Annotated in this window: 10 protein-coding genes and 1 pseudogene; 9 read left to right on the plus strand and 2 right to left on the minus strand. The window is 66.7% G+C overall.

Annotation, left to right across the window (positions count from 1 at the left end):
• Positions 1–2 precede the first annotated feature (2 nt).
• Positions 3–599, plus strand: a complete 597-nt coding sequence (locus H3O04_RS14805; protein WP_006478688.1) for a phosphoribosyltransferase — start codon at positions 3–5, stop codon at positions 597–599.
• A gap of 274 nt (positions 600–873) precedes the next feature.
• Positions 874–2,790, plus strand: a complete 1,917-nt coding sequence (locus H3O04_RS14810; RefSeq protein WP_006478689.1) for a potassium transporter Kup — start codon at positions 874–876, stop codon at positions 2,788–2,790.
• An 89-nt stretch (positions 2,791–2,879) separates the two neighbouring features.
• Here the strand turns inward: H3O04_RS14810 and H3O04_RS14815 are convergent, their stop codons facing one another.
• Positions 2,880–5,204, minus strand: coding sequence for a Tex family protein (locus H3O04_RS14815; RefSeq protein ID WP_202587960.1), 2,325 nt, complete (start codon positions 5,202–5,204; stop codon positions 2,880–2,882).
• A 155-nt stretch (positions 5,205–5,359) separates the two neighbouring features.
• Here H3O04_RS14815 and H3O04_RS14820 point away from each other — a divergent pair, with 155 nt between their 5' ends.
• The 3 genes from H3O04_RS14820 to H3O04_RS14830 all read left to right on the plus strand — a co-directional run bounded on the left by H3O04_RS14820 (position 5,360) and on the right by H3O04_RS14830 (position 8,709).
• A complete protein-coding gene (locus H3O04_RS14820; protein ID WP_077179203.1) occupies positions 5,360–6,112 on the plus strand; it encodes a hypothetical protein in 753 nt (250 codons plus the stop codon).
• A 76-nt stretch (positions 6,113–6,188) separates the two neighbouring features.
• Positions 6,189–6,404: a YdcH family protein gene (locus H3O04_RS14825; protein WP_006478692.1), complete on the plus strand. Its 216-nt coding sequence runs from the start codon at positions 6,189–6,191 to the stop codon at positions 6,402–6,404.
• A gap of 55 nt (positions 6,405–6,459) precedes the next feature.
• Entirely contained in the window at positions 6,460–8,709 is a 2,250-nt protein-coding gene (locus tag H3O04_RS14830; protein ID WP_077179202.1) for an ATP-dependent DNA helicase, read from the plus strand.
• Positions 8,710–8,829: 120 nt separating this feature from the next.
• On the opposite strand, the gene H3O04_RS14835 is transcribed toward H3O04_RS14830, so the two are convergent.
• Positions 8,830–9,654: an outer membrane protein assembly factor BamD gene (locus H3O04_RS14835; protein ID WP_011549700.1), complete on the minus strand. Its 825-nt coding sequence runs from the start codon at positions 9,652–9,654 to the stop codon at positions 8,830–8,832.
• Positions 9,655–9,695: 41 nt separating this feature from the next.
• Here H3O04_RS14835 and H3O04_RS14840 point away from each other — a divergent pair, with 41 nt between their 5' ends.
• The 4 genes and pseudogenes from H3O04_RS14840 to H3O04_RS14855 form a co-directional block, all read left to right on the plus strand.
• On the plus strand, positions 9,696–10,904 hold the full coding sequence (locus H3O04_RS14840; RefSeq protein WP_202587961.1) for an RluA family pseudouridine synthase: 1,209 nt from the start codon (positions 9,696–9,698) through the stop codon (positions 10,902–10,904).
• Between the two features lie 6 nt (positions 10,905–10,910).
• A complete protein-coding gene (gene pgeF / locus H3O04_RS14845) occupies positions 10,911–11,750 on the plus strand; it encodes a peptidoglycan editing factor PgeF (protein WP_011549701.1) in 840 nt (279 codons plus the stop codon).
• A 355-nt stretch (positions 11,751–12,105) separates the two neighbouring features.
• Entirely contained in the window at positions 12,106–13,971 is a 1,866-nt protein-coding gene (gene phaC / locus H3O04_RS14850; RefSeq protein WP_124477275.1) for a class I poly(R)-hydroxyalkanoic acid synthase, read from the plus strand.
• Positions 13,972–14,070: 99 nt separating this feature from the next.
• Positions 14,071–14,197, plus strand: a pseudogene (locus H3O04_RS14855) (acetyl-CoA C-acetyltransferase); the annotation flags it as partial.

Consider the following 14,197-nt stretch of genomic DNA (forward strand, 5'->3'; position numbering starts at 1 on the left):
AGATGACGCAGCAAATCACGATGACGGCGGCAGACTTGATGACCGATCCGCGCAACGACGACAAGAACCTGTGGGTAGGCTGGGACGAGTATCACCGTCTGATCGAGCTGCTCGCGCTCCAGGTGCACGCCTCCGGCTGGAAGTTCGACCAGATCCTGTGCCTCGCGCGCGGCGGCCTGCGCGTCGGCGACCAGCTGTCGCGCATCTATGACGTGCCGCTCGCGATCCTCGCGACGAGCTCGTACCGGGAAGCGGCCGGCACCGAGCAGGGCGAGCTCGACATCGCGCAGTACATCACGATGACGCGCGGCCATCTCGCGGGCAACGTGCTGCTGGTCGACGATCTCGTCGATTCCGGCGTCACGCTCGCCCGCGTGCAGGAGCATCTGAAGGAGCGCTATCCGGCGGTCACGGCCGTACGTTCGGCCGTGCTCTGGTACAAGGGTTGCTCGAAGGTCAAGCCGGACTATCACACGCAGTTCCTGCCGACGAATCCGTGGATTCATCAGCCGTTCGAGGAGTGGGACACGGTCCGTCCGCACAACCTCGAGGCGTGGATCAAGCGCGGTCGCGCACAGCGCGACGGTTCGGGCGCGTAAGCGGCCGGCCGATCGAAGGAAAGCCTTGTACGGCGCCGCTTGCGGCGCCGTTTTTCATTGGCGCGCGGGTGGCGTCACGCGGGGCGCCTTGCGGACCCGATAGGCAGGCGGCGCGGCCCCGGCTATGATGGCAGCCCTGCCACAGGTCGCGCCGGATTGCATGCGCAGCGTGGATCACGTGGTTCCACGGCAACACGGCAGGGCGGCGTTTCACGGGGGCGCGAGTAGAATAGCGCTCGTTTTGTCCGACCCGGACCCGATTATTACGCTTCATATGAACGACACGACTCACGCGACCGACGCCGCACACTCGCCGCATTCGACGCAACAACACTCGATGCGGGCGCTAGCGATAGCAGCCATCGGCGTCGTGTTCGGCGACATCGGCACCAGCCCGCTGTATTCGCTCAAGGAAGCGTTCAGCCCCGCGCACGGCATTCCGCTGACCGAGGGGTCGATTCTCGGCGTGATCTCGCTGCTGTTCTGGGCCATCTTGCTGGTGGTCGGCGTCAAGTACCTGCTGTTCGTGATGCGGGCGGACAACAACGGCGAAGGCGGCGTGCTCGCGCTGATGGCGCTGTCGCTGCGGCCGCTCGACTCGAAAACCCGTGTCGCGGGCGCGCTGATGGCGCTCGGGATATTCGGCGCGTGCATGTTCTACGGGGACGCGGTGATCACGCCGGCGATTTCCGTGATGTCGGCCGTCGAAGGTCTCGAGATCGCGACGCCGCACCTCTCCCATCTCGTGCTGCCGATCACCATCGTGATCCTGATCGCGCTGTTCTGGATCCAGCGGCACGGTACCGCGCTGGTCGGCAAGCTGTTCGGCCCGATCATGGTGCTGTGGTTCGTCGTGATCGCGGCGCTCGGTGTGTACCACATCGTTCGCGTGCCGGGCATCATCGCGGCAATCAATCCGTATTACGCGGCGTCGTTCATGGCCGACCACCTGCTGCAGGCCTACGTCGTGCTGGGCTCGGTCGTGCTGGTGCTGACCGGCGCGGAAGCGCTCTATGCGGACATGGGCCACTTCGGTGCCAAGCCGATCCGGTACGCCGCGTACGGGCTCGTGATGCCGTCGCTCGTGCTGAACTACTTCGGTCAGGGCGCGCTGCTGATCCAGAATCCGAAAGCGATCGAAAACCCGTTCTTCCTGCTGGCACCCGAATGGGGGCTGCTGCCGCTTGTCGTGCTGTCGACGGTCGCGACCGTGATCGCGTCGCAAGCGGTGATTTCCGGCGCGTACTCGCTGACGTCGCAGGCGATCCAGCTCGGCTACGTGCCGCGCATGAAGGTGCTGCATACGTCCGAGCTCGCGATCGGCCAGATCTACGTGCCGGTCGTGAACTGGCTGCTGCTGGCCGTGATCCTCTGTATCGTCGTCGGTTTCAAGAGCTCGGACAACCTCGCGGCTGCGTACGGCATCGCGGTGACGGCGACGATGGTGATCACGACCGTGCTCGCGTGCGTCGTGATGGTGAAGGTGTGGAACTGGAACCGGCTGCTGGTCGGCGCGATCATCGCGGTGTTCCTTGCGATCGACCTCGGCTTTTTCGGCGCAAACCTGCTGAAGGTCGCGCAGGGCGGCTGGCTGCCACTCGGCATCGGCGCGCTGCTGTTCTTCCTGCTGATGACCTGGTACAAGGGGCGTCACATCGTCAAGGAGCGCACGGCGGCCGACGGTATTCCGCTGGAGCCGTTCCTGCAGGGGCTGCTCGCGCATCCGCCGCACCGGGTGTCCGGTACCGCGATCTACCTGACCGGCAACGACAAGTTGGTGCCCGTCAGCCTGCTGCACAACCTGAAGCACAACAAGGTCCTGCACGAGCGGACCATTTTCCTGACGTTCGTCACGCGCGACATTCCGTACGTGCGCGACGACAAGCGCCAGAGCGCGCGCGACGCGGGCGGTGGGCTGTACATCGTCAAGGCCGAGTACGGCTTCAACGAGACGCCGGACGTGAAGGCCGTGCTCGAGGAATTCGGCCGGACGCACGACATGACGTTCGAGCTGATGGACACGTCGTTCTTCCTCGCGCGCGAAACGGTCGTGCCGACGCATCTGCCGGGGATGTCGATCTGGCGCGAGCGCGTATTTGCGTGGATGCACCAGAATGCCGCGAAGCCGACCGATTTCTTCGCGATTCCGGCGAACCGCGTCGTCGAGCTCGGGACGAAGATCGAGATCTGATGGAGCGCGGCGCGCGCCGTGTTTGTCCAGATAATGAAAAAGCCCGCCTTTCGGCGGGCTTTTTCGTACGTCGACGGCTGTTCGCGTGCTCAGCGCTTCAGCTTCGCGAATGCCGCGGCCATCGCGCCGGCCGGCTCCGGTTCGCGCGAACGCTGCGGGCGGGCGGCGCCGCGCCCCGCATTGCCGCGATCCTGGCCGCCGCGCGACGTCATGCCGGGCGCTGCCGCGTCGTCGTCGAGGCGCATCGTCAGCGCGATGCGCTGGCGCTTCACGTCGACGTCGATCACCTTCACCTTGACGACCTGGCCGGCCTTCACGACTTCGTGCGGGTCCTTGATGAACTTCGTCGACATCGCCGACACGTGGACGAGGCCGTCCTGGTGCACGCCGATATCCACGAACGCGCCGAACGCCGCGACGTTCGTCACGACGCCTTCGAGCGTCATGCCCGGCACGAGATCCGAGACCTTCTCGACGCCTTCGCGGAACGTGGCCGTCTTGAATTCCGGACGCGGATCGCGCCCCGGTTTTTCCAGTTCGGCCAGGATGTCGCGCACGGTCGGCAGGCCGAAACGTTCGTCAACAAATTCCGTCGGCGACAGGCCCGACAGCGCTTCGCGGTTGCCGAGCACGTCGTCGATGCGCTTGTTGATCTTCGCGAGCATCCGCTCGACGACCGGATACGCTTCCGGGTGCACCGACGAGCGGTCGAGCGGGTTCTCGCCGCCGTTGATGCGCAGGAAGCCGGCGGCCTGCTCGAAAGTCTTGTCGCCGAGGCGCGGCACCTTGCGCAGGTGCTCGCGCGACGGGAACGGGCCGTTTGCATCGCGATAGTCGACGATGTTGCGCGCGAGCGTCGCGTTCAGGCCCGACACGCGGGCGAGCAGCGGGGCCGACGCGGTGTTCGCGTCGACGCCGACCGCGTTCACGCAATCCTCGACGACCGCGTCCAGCGACCGGGCCAGTTCGCGCTGGTTCACGTCGTGCTGGTACTGGCCGACGCCGATCGCCTTCGGCTCGATCTTCACGAGCTCGGCGAGCGGGTCCTGCAGGCGGCGGGCGATCGACACGGCGCCGCGCAGCGACACGTCGAGCTCCGGGAATTCCTTCGCGGCGAGCTCGGACGCCGAGTAGACCGATGCGCCGGCTTCCGACACGACGATCTTCTGCAGCCGCAACTCCGGGTGTTTCGCGATCAGTTCGCTCGCGAGCTTGTCGGTCTCGCGCGATGCGGTGCCGTTGCCGATGCTGATCAGCTCGGCCTGCGTCTGCGCGGCGATGCGCGCGAGTTTCGCGATCGAGCCGTCCCAGTCGCGGCGCGGCTCGTGCGGGTAGATCGTGTCGGTCGCGAGCACCTTGCCGGTGCGGTCGACGACCGCGACCTTCACGCCCGTACGCAGGCCGGGGTCGAGGCCGATCACGGCCTTCGGGCCGGCCGGCGCGGCCAGCAGCAGGTCGTTCAGGTTGCGCGCGAACACGCGGATCGCTTCGGTTTCGGCCGTTTCGCGCAGCTGCGTGAGCAGTTCGTTCTCGATATGCGGCTGCACCTTCACGCGCCAGCACCAGCGGCAGACGTCGGACAGCCATTTGTCGGCCGGGCGATTCTGGTTCGCGATGCCGAAATGGCGCGCGATCATCGCCTCGCCGGGATGTGGCACCTGCGCGTCAAGCTCTTCGCCGAGGCCGAGCTTGATCGTCAGCACGCCCGCGTTGCGGCCGCGGAACAGCGCGAGCGCACGGTGCGACGGCACGGTCTTGATCGTTTCCGCGTAGTCGTAATAGTCGCGGAATTTCTCGCCTTCCTCGTTTTCCTTGCCCTCGACGACGGCCGACGACACGACGCCCTGGTTGTGCAGGTAGTCGCGCAGCTTGCCGAGCAGTTCCGCCGTCTCGCCGAACTGTTCGGACAGGATGTCGCGCGTGCCGTCGAGCGCAGCCTTCACGTCGGCGACGCCCTTGTCGGCGTCGACATAGGCGGCGGCCTCGGCCTGCGGGTCGAGCAGCGGGTTCGCGAGCAGCGCCTGCGCGAGCGGCTCGAGGCCGGCTTCGCGGGCGATCTGTGCACGCGTGCGGCGCTTCGGCTTGTACGGCAGATAAAGGTCTTCGAGCACCTGTTTGCTGTCGGCCGCGTCGATCGCGGCACGCAGTTCGTCGGTCAGCTTGCCCTGTTCGTCGATGCTCGACAGGATCGCGGCGCGGCGATCCTCGAGTTCGCGCAGATACAGGAGGCGTTCCTCGAGGTTGCGCAGCTGCGTGTCGTCCAGATTGCCGGTCACTTCCTTGCGGTACCGGGCAATGAACGGAACGGTCGAGCCTTCGTCGAGGAGTTGCACGGCCGCCGCGACCTGGCGCGGCTGGACGGACAGTTCGGTGGCGATGCGCTGTACGATCTTGAGTGCTACGGTTTCCGTCATGTCGTGGATGGTCTGTCTGCCTGCTGAAATCGCGGCGCGGGCCGGCAGCCCCGAAGCGGCGGGCTGCCCGACGGGCCAGAGGCCGCGGGTGAATGAAGCGGGGCATTTTGCCATAAATGGCGGAGCGTCCAGCCGGGGGTGATAGAATTTGACACATGTCCCGCAGCTTTCCTACGACGTTGCCAACTTCCCGCATTTCTCTCGTCGCGCTCGGCGCAGCGCTCGCCGCGGCTTTGTCTGCCGGGCCTTCCGGTGCATTTGCGCAGGCCACTGGCGCCAGCGCGCCGGACACCGTCGTGTCCGCGCCCGTTGCAGCCTCCACCGCCCCGGATTTCGACGCCCGTCAAAAAGTGCTCAATCAACGCTCCGCGGAAAACGATTATCGTTATGCGGTGGCGGAGCACGACTGTTACAGCAAGTTCTTCGTCAACCACTGTCTCGGCAAGGCGCGCGACCAGATGCGCGAGGAGCGGGCGAGCATTCGCCAGGAGCAGCTCGCGCTGAACGACGAGCAGCGCGCGGTGCGTGCGCAGCAGCGCGACCAGCAGCAGGCGTTGAAGCAGGCCCGGAACGAGGCGGAAGCGCCGCAGCGGGCAGCGAACGACGCGGCGAACGCGGCTGCATTCCGCGACAAGCAGGAGCAGAATGCACTGAAGCAGGCGCAGCGCGGCGCGGAAGGGCCACAACGCGCGGCGAGCAAGCAGGCATACGACCAGAAGCAGGCGGATTTCCAGCGCAAGCTCGACCAGGCGCATCAGCAGGCGGCGCAGAAGGCGCAGGAGCGGGCGGACAACGCCACGCGCTACGAGCAGAAGCAGAAGGAAGCCGCGCAGCACAAGGCCGATGTCGAGCGGCGTCAGCAGGAAGCGGCCGAGAAGGCCAAGCAGCAGCAACAGCAGGGGCAGTAACGTGTTGAATTGATCGGGATCAGTCTCGGGCGCGTCGGCACGCCAGTCGTCGCGCTGCTTCGATGAGGAGGCAACTATGCAAAACCGTCACACGGAACAGCAGCAGGAATTGCACAACCGTTTGGCTGCATTGCAGGAGCAGCACCAGCAGCTCGCTCGGGAGATCGAGCTGAAGGAAGGACACTCCGACATCGACGACATCACGCTGCACCGGCTGAAGAAGGAAAAGCTGGCGGCCAAGGACAAAATCATTTTGCTGCAATCGCAGCTCGAACCGGATAAGCGCGCCTGAGCGCGGCCTGGCAAGCGCCGGCGCCGCCCGGGCGCTGGACACAGGAACGCTTGCCTTGAATTCACCGCTTGAAGCCACCCCCGATGCCCGGCGTGACACGACGTCCGCCGGGCGCGTTCGTGCGCCCGAAGGCACCTTCGAGCTGAGTCGCAAGCGCGTCGACGAGCTCGACACGATCTTTGGCGAAGGCGGGTTGCTGGCGCGCGCGCTCGATGGGTACCGGCCGCGTACGTCGCAGATCGAGATGGCGCGCGCGGTCGCGTCCGCGATGGAGGCATCCGCGCGCCGGATGCCCGAGCCCGAGATCTTCGAAACCCGCAAGCGGCCGGCACGCCGCTTGGGCGACGCCGACAAGACGGCCGGGGCGGCCGCGGACGATGCCGCGGCAACCGAATCCGACAGCGACGCAGGCGACAACACGCTGATCGTCGAGGCCGGCACGGGTACCGGCAAGACCTACGCGTATCTGGTGCCCGCGATGCTGTGGGGCGGCAAGGTGATCGTGTCGACCGGCACGAAGCACCTGCAGGACCAGCTGTTCCAGCGTGACATCCCGACCGTGCGCAATGCGCTCGCGGTGCCGGTGTCGGTCGCGATGCTCAAGGGCCGCGCCAACTACCTGTGCCACTACTACCTGCAACGCACGGCCGACAACGGCCGGCTGCCGTCGCGGCAGGACACGGCCTATCTGCAGGAAATCGTCCGCTTCGCGAAGATCACGAAGAGCGGCGACAAGGCCGAACTCGCGAGCGTGCCGGAAAATGCGCCCGTGTGGTCGATGGTCACGTCGACGCGCGACAACTGCCTCGGCCAGGAATGCCCGCACTACAAGGAATGCTTCGTGATGCAGGCGCGGCGCGAGGCGCAGCAGGCCGACATCGTCGTCGTCAACCATCACCTGTTCTTCGCGGACATCATGCTGCGCGACACGGGGATGGCCGAGCTGCTGCCGAATGCGAACACGATCATCTTCGACGAAGCGCATCAGCTGCCGGAGACGGCGACGCTGTTCTTCGGCGAGACGCTGTCGACCACGCAGATCCTCGAGCTCGCGCGCGACACGGTCGCCGAAGGCCTGAGCCATGCGCGCGACGCGGTCGAGTGGGTGAAGCTCGGCGGCGATCTCGAGCGTGCGGCGCGCGACCTGCGCCTCGCGTTCGCGGACGGCCAGATCGTGCGTATGTCGCTTGCGCAGCTCGGCGACGATCACCCGATGTTCGGTGCGCTCGACGCGCTCGACGTGGCGCTCGATGCGCTTGCGTCGGCGCTCGCGAGCCAGGCCGAGCGCGCGGAATCGCTCGGCGCGTGCCTGCGGCGCGCGCGCGAGCTGCAGGACCTGCTGGCCGGCTGGGTCGCGCCCGGCGCGGCGGAAGCGGCCGCGCAAGCCGACGCGGCAGCGGCCGGCGACAAGGCGGCCGCCGACGGCGATCCGAACGAGAAGGTGCGCTGGGTCGAGGTGTTCGCGCATACCGTCCAGCTGCACGAAACGCCGCTGTCGGTCGCGCCGATCTTCGCGAAGCAGCGTGCGGGCGTGCCGCGTGCATGGGTATTCACGTCGGCGACGTTGTCGGTGCGCGGCGATTTCACGCACTACGCGGCGCAGATGGGCCTCAGCTCGCGTCGTTCGATGACGCTCGCCAGCCCGTTCGATTACCAGTCCCAGGGGCTGCTGTACGTGCCGCGCAACCTGCCGCAGCCGTCTTCGCCGGCGTTTACCGACGCCGTGTTCGATGCCGCGCTGCCGGCGATCGAGGCATCCGGCGGCGGCGTGTTCATGCTGTGCACGACGCTGCGTGCGGTCGACCGGATCGCGTCGAAGTTGCGCGACGTGATCGAATCGCGCGGCTGGAACACGCCGCTGCTCGTGCAGGGCGACGCAAGCCGCACCGAGCTGCTCGACCGCTTCCGCGCGTACGGCAATGCGATCCTGGTCGGTAGCCAGAGCTTCTGGGAAGGCGTCGACGTGCGCGGCGATGCGTTGTCGCTGGTCGTGATCGACAAGCTGCCGTTCGCGCCGCCGGACGATCCGGTGCTGGCCGCGCGGCTCGATGCATTGACGAAGAAGGGGCTGAGCCCGTTCGCGGTGCATCAGCTGCCGCAGGCCGTGATCACGCTGAAGCAGGGCGCGGGCCGGCTGATTCGTGCGGAGACGGATCGCGGCGTGCTGATGATCTGCGACACGCGGCTCGTCGACAAGCCGTACGGGCGCCGGATCTGGCAAAGCCTGCCGCCGTTCAAGCGCACGCGCGAGATCGCGGTGGTGCAGGACTTCTTCGACGAGCATCGCTCGGGCAAGCACGCTTGATTGCACGCGCGGCGCTTGTCGCTTGATCGTCCCGGTGCCGCTTGCATGCGGCGCCAATAAAAAACCCGGCTCGATGGCCGGGTTTTTTGTGTGCGCACGGATGTTACATCGCGCCGTGCTTCAGAACTGCCACCATGACTTTTTCGCACCGGGGCGCGAATGGCCCGTCACGTACGGACTGTCGGGGAACGTGCCGGCAAGCACGCGCTTGGTGTCCTCGGCGAGTTCCGGCTGGTTCAGCTTGCCGTACGACAGGATCATGATGTGCAGCGCATCCTCGATCGCCGGCGCGCCCTTGTAGTCCTTGATCGCGAGCTGCGCGCGGTTGATGGCCGCGACATACGCGCCGCGACGGTAGTAGTAGTCGGCCGCGTGCACTTCGTGCGACGCGAGCGCGTTGACGATGTAGCGCATCCGCGCGGCCGCATCGGGCGCGTACTTGCTCTTCGGGAAGCGATCGACCACGACCTTGAACGCATCGTACGATTCGCGCAGCGCCTGCGGATCGCGCTCGCTCATGTCCTGGCCGGAGAAGCGCCCGAACAGGCCGAGATCGTCGTTGAAGTGGATCATCCCCTTCAGGTAGTACGCGTACGGGATGTCCGGATGATCGGGGTGGAGCTGGATGAAGCGATCGACGGCCTGGTCGGCCGCTGCTGCTTCGTTATCCTTCCAGTTGCAGTATGCAACGTTGATCTGCGCTTGCTGCGCGAAATGGCCGAACGGATCGCGGCCTTGCAGCGATTCGAAATATTTCGCGCACTTGCCCCAGTCGCCGCCGGACAGTGCGTCCTGGGCCTCTGAGTATAATTTGTTGTTCGACCAGGTAGCCGTCTCGTCCTGCTTCTGCGGCAAGCCGTGGCAGCCGGCGATGAGGGCCGCGGCCGCTACCGCCGCAGCCCGGGCGGCGACGGTTCTGGCCGTGCGTTTGGTCGAATTCATCATGCTCGCATGTCCTAGCTTCAAGTCTCGGTGACCCAGTCTAAATGACCCGTTCAAGTTCGCAGAATGCCCAGCCGGGCACACCAAATCGCGAAGATTATAGCCCAAGCGATCGGCCCGCCGACGCTGCGTCGGGGGATTCCCTCGATGACGATCTGGCCGGCGACGCGATGCAGCCGCCCGTCGTGCCGTCCGCGGCGGTCGACGAGGCGCCGCGCGTCGTCGAAGTGCCGCTGTCGCTCGCGGGTGAACGCCTCGACAAGGCGCTTGCCCAACTGTTCCCCGAATTCTCGCGCAGCCGCCTGCAGAGCTGGATCGACGCGCAGCGTGTGCTCGTCGACGGCGCGCCGGCGAAGATCCGTCAGCCGGTGCCGCTCGGCGCGAAGATCGCGCTCGTGCCCGATCTGTTGCCCGAGCAGCTCGCGTTCACGCCGGAGCCCGTGCCGCTCGACGTGATCTACGAGGACGACGCGCTCGTCGTCATCAACAAGCCGGCCGGCCTCGTCGTGCATCCGGCCGCCGGCAACTGGAGCGGCACGATCCTCAACGGTCTGCTGCATCGCTACGGCGACGCGGCGGCCGGCCTGCCGCGCGCGGGGATCGTCCATCGGCTCGACAAGGAAACCTCCGGGTTGATGGTCGTGGCGCGCACGCTGGCGGCGCAGACCGACCTCGTGCGCCAACTGCAGGCCCGCACGGTGAAGCGCCGCTATTTCGCGCTCGTGTGGGGCACGATGCCCGAGGAGGGCACGATCGACGCGCCGATCGGCCGCGATCCGCGCGAGCGTACGCGCATGGCCGTCGTCACCGGCGCGTCTGGCAAGCCCGCGCGCACGCATTTCCGCACGGTTGACACATGCCTGTGGCAACGTCAGCCGGTTTCGGCGATTCAGTGCGATCTCGAAACCGGCCGCACGCACCAGATCCGCGTGCACTGCGCGCACGCCGGGCATCCGCTGCTCGGCGATCCGGTCTACGGGCGGGCGCGCGGCAAGCGCTCGGTCACGCCGCTGCCGGACGGGTTCGCACGACAGGCGCTGCATGCGTGGCGGCTCGGCCTCGTGCATCCGGTCACGGGCAAGGCGATGCAGTGGCGCTGCCCGCTGCCGGACGACATGAACACGCTGGTCGCCGCGCTGGGCTTCGGGCAGGGCGACGAGGAATTCGACGACGACGACGGTGTCTACGACGATGACGACTTCGGCGGCGAGTATCACGACGACGAGCCGTACCTGGACGACGAGGAGGAGTGAGTGCCGATGACGAACCTGGCGCCGTTGACGTGGCAGGACTGCGTGCAGCCCGACTGGCAGGTGTCGCCGCGCGTGCGCGCGCTGATCACGACGCGCGACGGTGGTGTGAGCGAGGGCCCGTACGGGCGCTGGCAGGACGGTGTGGCGCTGCCGGGCGGGATGAATCTCGGCCTGCATACCGGTGACGATCCCGACCATGTCGCCGTCAATCGCGCACGCGTGCTCGCCCTCGCCGGGCAGTCGAGCGCCGCATGGCTCGAGCAGGTTCACGGTGCGCGGATCGTGCAGGCGGACGAGGTGATCGCCGCGGCGCCTGCGGCCACGGCGCCGGTGCAGGCCGACGCGAGCGTCACGAACCAGGCGGGCGCCGTCTGCGTGGTGATGGTGGCCGATTGCCTGCCCGTGCTGCTGTGCGACGCGCAGGGCCGCGCGGTCGGCGCCGCGCATGCGGGCTGGCGCGGGCTCGCGGCCGGCATCGTCGAGCAGACGGCGGCACGCGTCGCGGCGCTCGCGGGCGGCGCGACGGACACGCTGCATGCGTATCTCGGCCCGGCGATCGGCCCGCGGGCGTTCGAGGTCGGCGCCGAGGTGCGCGACGCGTTTCTCGACACGGCTGCGCAGTCGGAGCATGATGAAACCCGTCATGCGTTCGTTGCCATCGACGGCGCGCCCGGCAAGTTTCTTGCCGATCTTTACGCGCTCGCGCGCCTGCGACTCGCGCGCGCGGGCGTGGCGCACGTGAGCGGCGGGACGGCCTGCACGGTCGCCGAACCCGCGCGCTTCTATTCGTACCGACGCGACCGTGTGACGGGGCGCATGGCCGCGGCAATCTGGCTGGCCGATTGATCGCATGCGCATGCGCGGGTTTTGTTGCGTCGCGAAATCGGGTTATCTCGATATTGAGGCGGCAATGCGGCACTGCATGCGTGACTGAATGAAAAATCCCGGAGTCAAGTCAAGCAAAATGTTTTATGTTTCGCCGGAACCCTTGTCCCGTCTGTCGTGCGCGGATTATCTCCGTGAAATGTTCAGTAGTTTGATCGGGCGCTTCACATGGGGAAAACGATAATGATAAAAATACCGCACTGCGGCAGAATCTGGAAACGCCTCTCCAGAGCATGACGGCCCGGCTCGCAGCCGGCACGCCGCGCGCGAGCAGGATTTCACGATTGACGCTCACGAATCACCGGTAAGGCAGGTAATGACAGCATCGAAAAATTCGTCGACGTCCGCGCATGCGGGCACTTCCGCAGGCAGCACCGGTTTTGATCCGGCAGCCCAGCCGATGCAGCAGATGTTCGAGTCGTGGTTGAACGCGTGGCGCGGTTTTGCCGATCCGGCGCGTGCCGCGACGGCCTCGGCCACCGTCAATCCGTTCGCGACATTCCAGTTCCCGACATCGTTTCCGTTCCAGCTGCCGTCGATGCCCGACTTCGGCGCGATGGCGTCGCCGTTCGCGGGGCTGAAGCTGCCGGTCGCCGCGATTCCGCCCGAACGGCTCCAGGCATTGCAGGCCGACTACGCGCGCGATTGCATGACGCTGATGCAGCAGGCGGCCGCCGCGAAGCTCGAGTCGCCGGAGTTGAAAGACCGCCGCTTCAGCGGCGACGCATGGAAGGCGTCGCCCGCGCATGCGTTCGCGGCTGCGTGGTATCTGCTCAACGCGCGTTATCTGCAGGAGCTGGCCGACGCGCTGCAGACCGATCCGAAGACGCGCGAGCGCATTCGTTTCACGGTCCAGCAATGGACGGCCGCTGCCGCGCCGAGCAACTTCCTCGCACTCAATCCCGATGCACAGAAATCGATCATCGAGACGCAGGGCGAAAGCCTGCGGCAGGGGATGATGAACCTGCTCGGCGACCTGCAGCGCGGCAAGATTTCGCAGACCGACGAATCGCAGTTCGTGGTCGGCAAGAACCTCGGGTGTACCGCGGGCGCGGTCGTGTACGAGAACGACCTGATCCAGCTGATCCAGTACACGCCGAAGACGGACAAGGTGTTCGAGCGGCCGCTGCTGATCGTGCCGCCGTGCATCAACAAGTTCTACATCCTCGACCTGCAACCCGAGAATTCGCTCGTTGCGCACGCGCTGTCGAACGGCCATCAGGTGTTCCTCGTGTCGTGGCGCAACGCGGATGCGTCGGTCGCGCACAAGACGTGGGACGACTACATGAACGAAGGGCTGCTCGCGGCGATCGACGCGGTGCAGCAGATCAGCGGCCGCGAGCAGATCAACACGCTCGGCTTCTGCGTCGGCGGCACGATGCTCGCGACCGCGCTCGCGGTGCTCGCCGCCCGCGGCGAACATCCGGCCGCATCGATGACGCTGCTCACCGCGATGCTCGACTTCACCGACACGGGCATCCTCGACGTGTTCGTCGACGAGGCGCACGTGCAGATGCGCGAGCAGACCATCGGCGGCAAGAACGGTACGCAACCGGGGCTGATGCGCGGCATGGAGTTCGCGAACACGTTCTCGTTCCTGCGGCCGAACGATCTGGTGTGGAACTACGTCGTCGACAACTACCTGAAGGGCCGCACGCCCGCGCCGTTCGACCTGCTGTACTGGAACAGCGATTCGACGAGCCTGCCGGGCCCGATGTACGCGTGGTACCTGCGCCATACCTATCTCGAAAACAAGCTGCGCGAACCGGGCGCGTTGACCGTGTGCGGCGAATCGGTCGACCTGTCGCTGATCGACGTGCCGACCTTCATCTACGGCTCGCGCGAGGATCACATCGTGCCGTGGCAGACCGCCTACGCATCGACGTCGATCCTGTCGGGTCCGCTGAAATTCGTGCTCGGCGCGTCGGGGCACATCGCGGGCGTGATCAATCCGCCGGCGAAGAAGAAGCGCAGCTACTGGGTCAACGAGGGCGACCTGCCCGAATCCGCGGACGACTGGTTTGCCGGGGCGACCGAGCAGCCGGGAAGCTGGTGGACGACGTGGGTCGAGTGGCTCGACGCGTACGGCGGCCGCAAGGTCGCGCCGCCGGCCCAGCCGGGTTCCGCGCAATTCCCGGTGATCGAGCCGGCACCCGGGCGCTACGTGTTGCAGCGCGATTGACGAAAACCGGACAGCGGCGCACGCTGTCCGGTGCACCGCAGTTTTTTTAACGGGGCCGGTAACGATGCGCCGTGTCGTGCGGGCCTGGAGGAAAGGGAAATGACGGATGTAGTGATCGTATCGGCCGCGCGGACCGCGGTCGGCAAATTCGGCGGCTCGCTCGCGAAGATTGCGGCGCCCGAACTGGGCGCGACGGTGATCCGCGCGGTGCTGGAGCGTGCGGGCG

Origin of the sequence: Burkholderia sp. KCJ3K979 (assembly GCF_016759955.1) — a bacterium.
Classification (GTDB): domain Bacteria; phylum Pseudomonadota; class Gammaproteobacteria; order Burkholderiales; family Burkholderiaceae; genus Burkholderia; species Burkholderia orbicola.

What these genes read in the sequence shown, in the direction of transcription:
- H3O04_RS14805 (WP_006478688.1), top strand. Translation starts at nt 3, where the DNA reads ATGACGCAGCAAATCACGATGACGGCGGCAGACTTGATGACCGATCCG.
- H3O04_RS14810 (WP_006478689.1), top strand. Translation starts at nt 874, where the DNA reads ATGAACGACACGACTCACGCGACCGACGCCGCACACTCGCCGCATTCG.
- H3O04_RS14815 (WP_202587960.1), bottom strand. Translation starts at nt 5,204, where the DNA reads ATGACGGAAACCGTAGCACTCAAGATCGTACAGCGCATCGCCACCGAA.
- H3O04_RS14820 (WP_077179203.1), top strand. Translation starts at nt 5,360, where the DNA reads ATGTCCCGCAGCTTTCCTACGACGTTGCCAACTTCCCGCATTTCTCTC.
- H3O04_RS14825 (WP_006478692.1), top strand. Translation starts at nt 6,189, where the DNA reads ATGCAAAACCGTCACACGGAACAGCAGCAGGAATTGCACAACCGTTTG.
- H3O04_RS14835 (WP_011549700.1), bottom strand. Translation starts at nt 9,654, where the DNA reads ATGATGAATTCGACCAAACGCACGGCCAGAACCGTCGCCGCCCGGGCT.
- H3O04_RS14840 (WP_202587961.1), top strand. Translation starts at nt 9,696, where the DNA reads ATGACCCGTTCAAGTTCGCAGAATGCCCAGCCGGGCACACCAAATCGC.
- pgeF (WP_011549701.1), top strand. Translation starts at nt 10,911, where the DNA reads ATGACGAACCTGGCGCCGTTGACGTGGCAGGACTGCGTGCAGCCCGAC.
- phaC (WP_124477275.1), top strand. Translation starts at nt 12,106, where the DNA reads ATGACAGCATCGAAAAATTCGTCGACGTCCGCGCATGCGGGCACTTCC.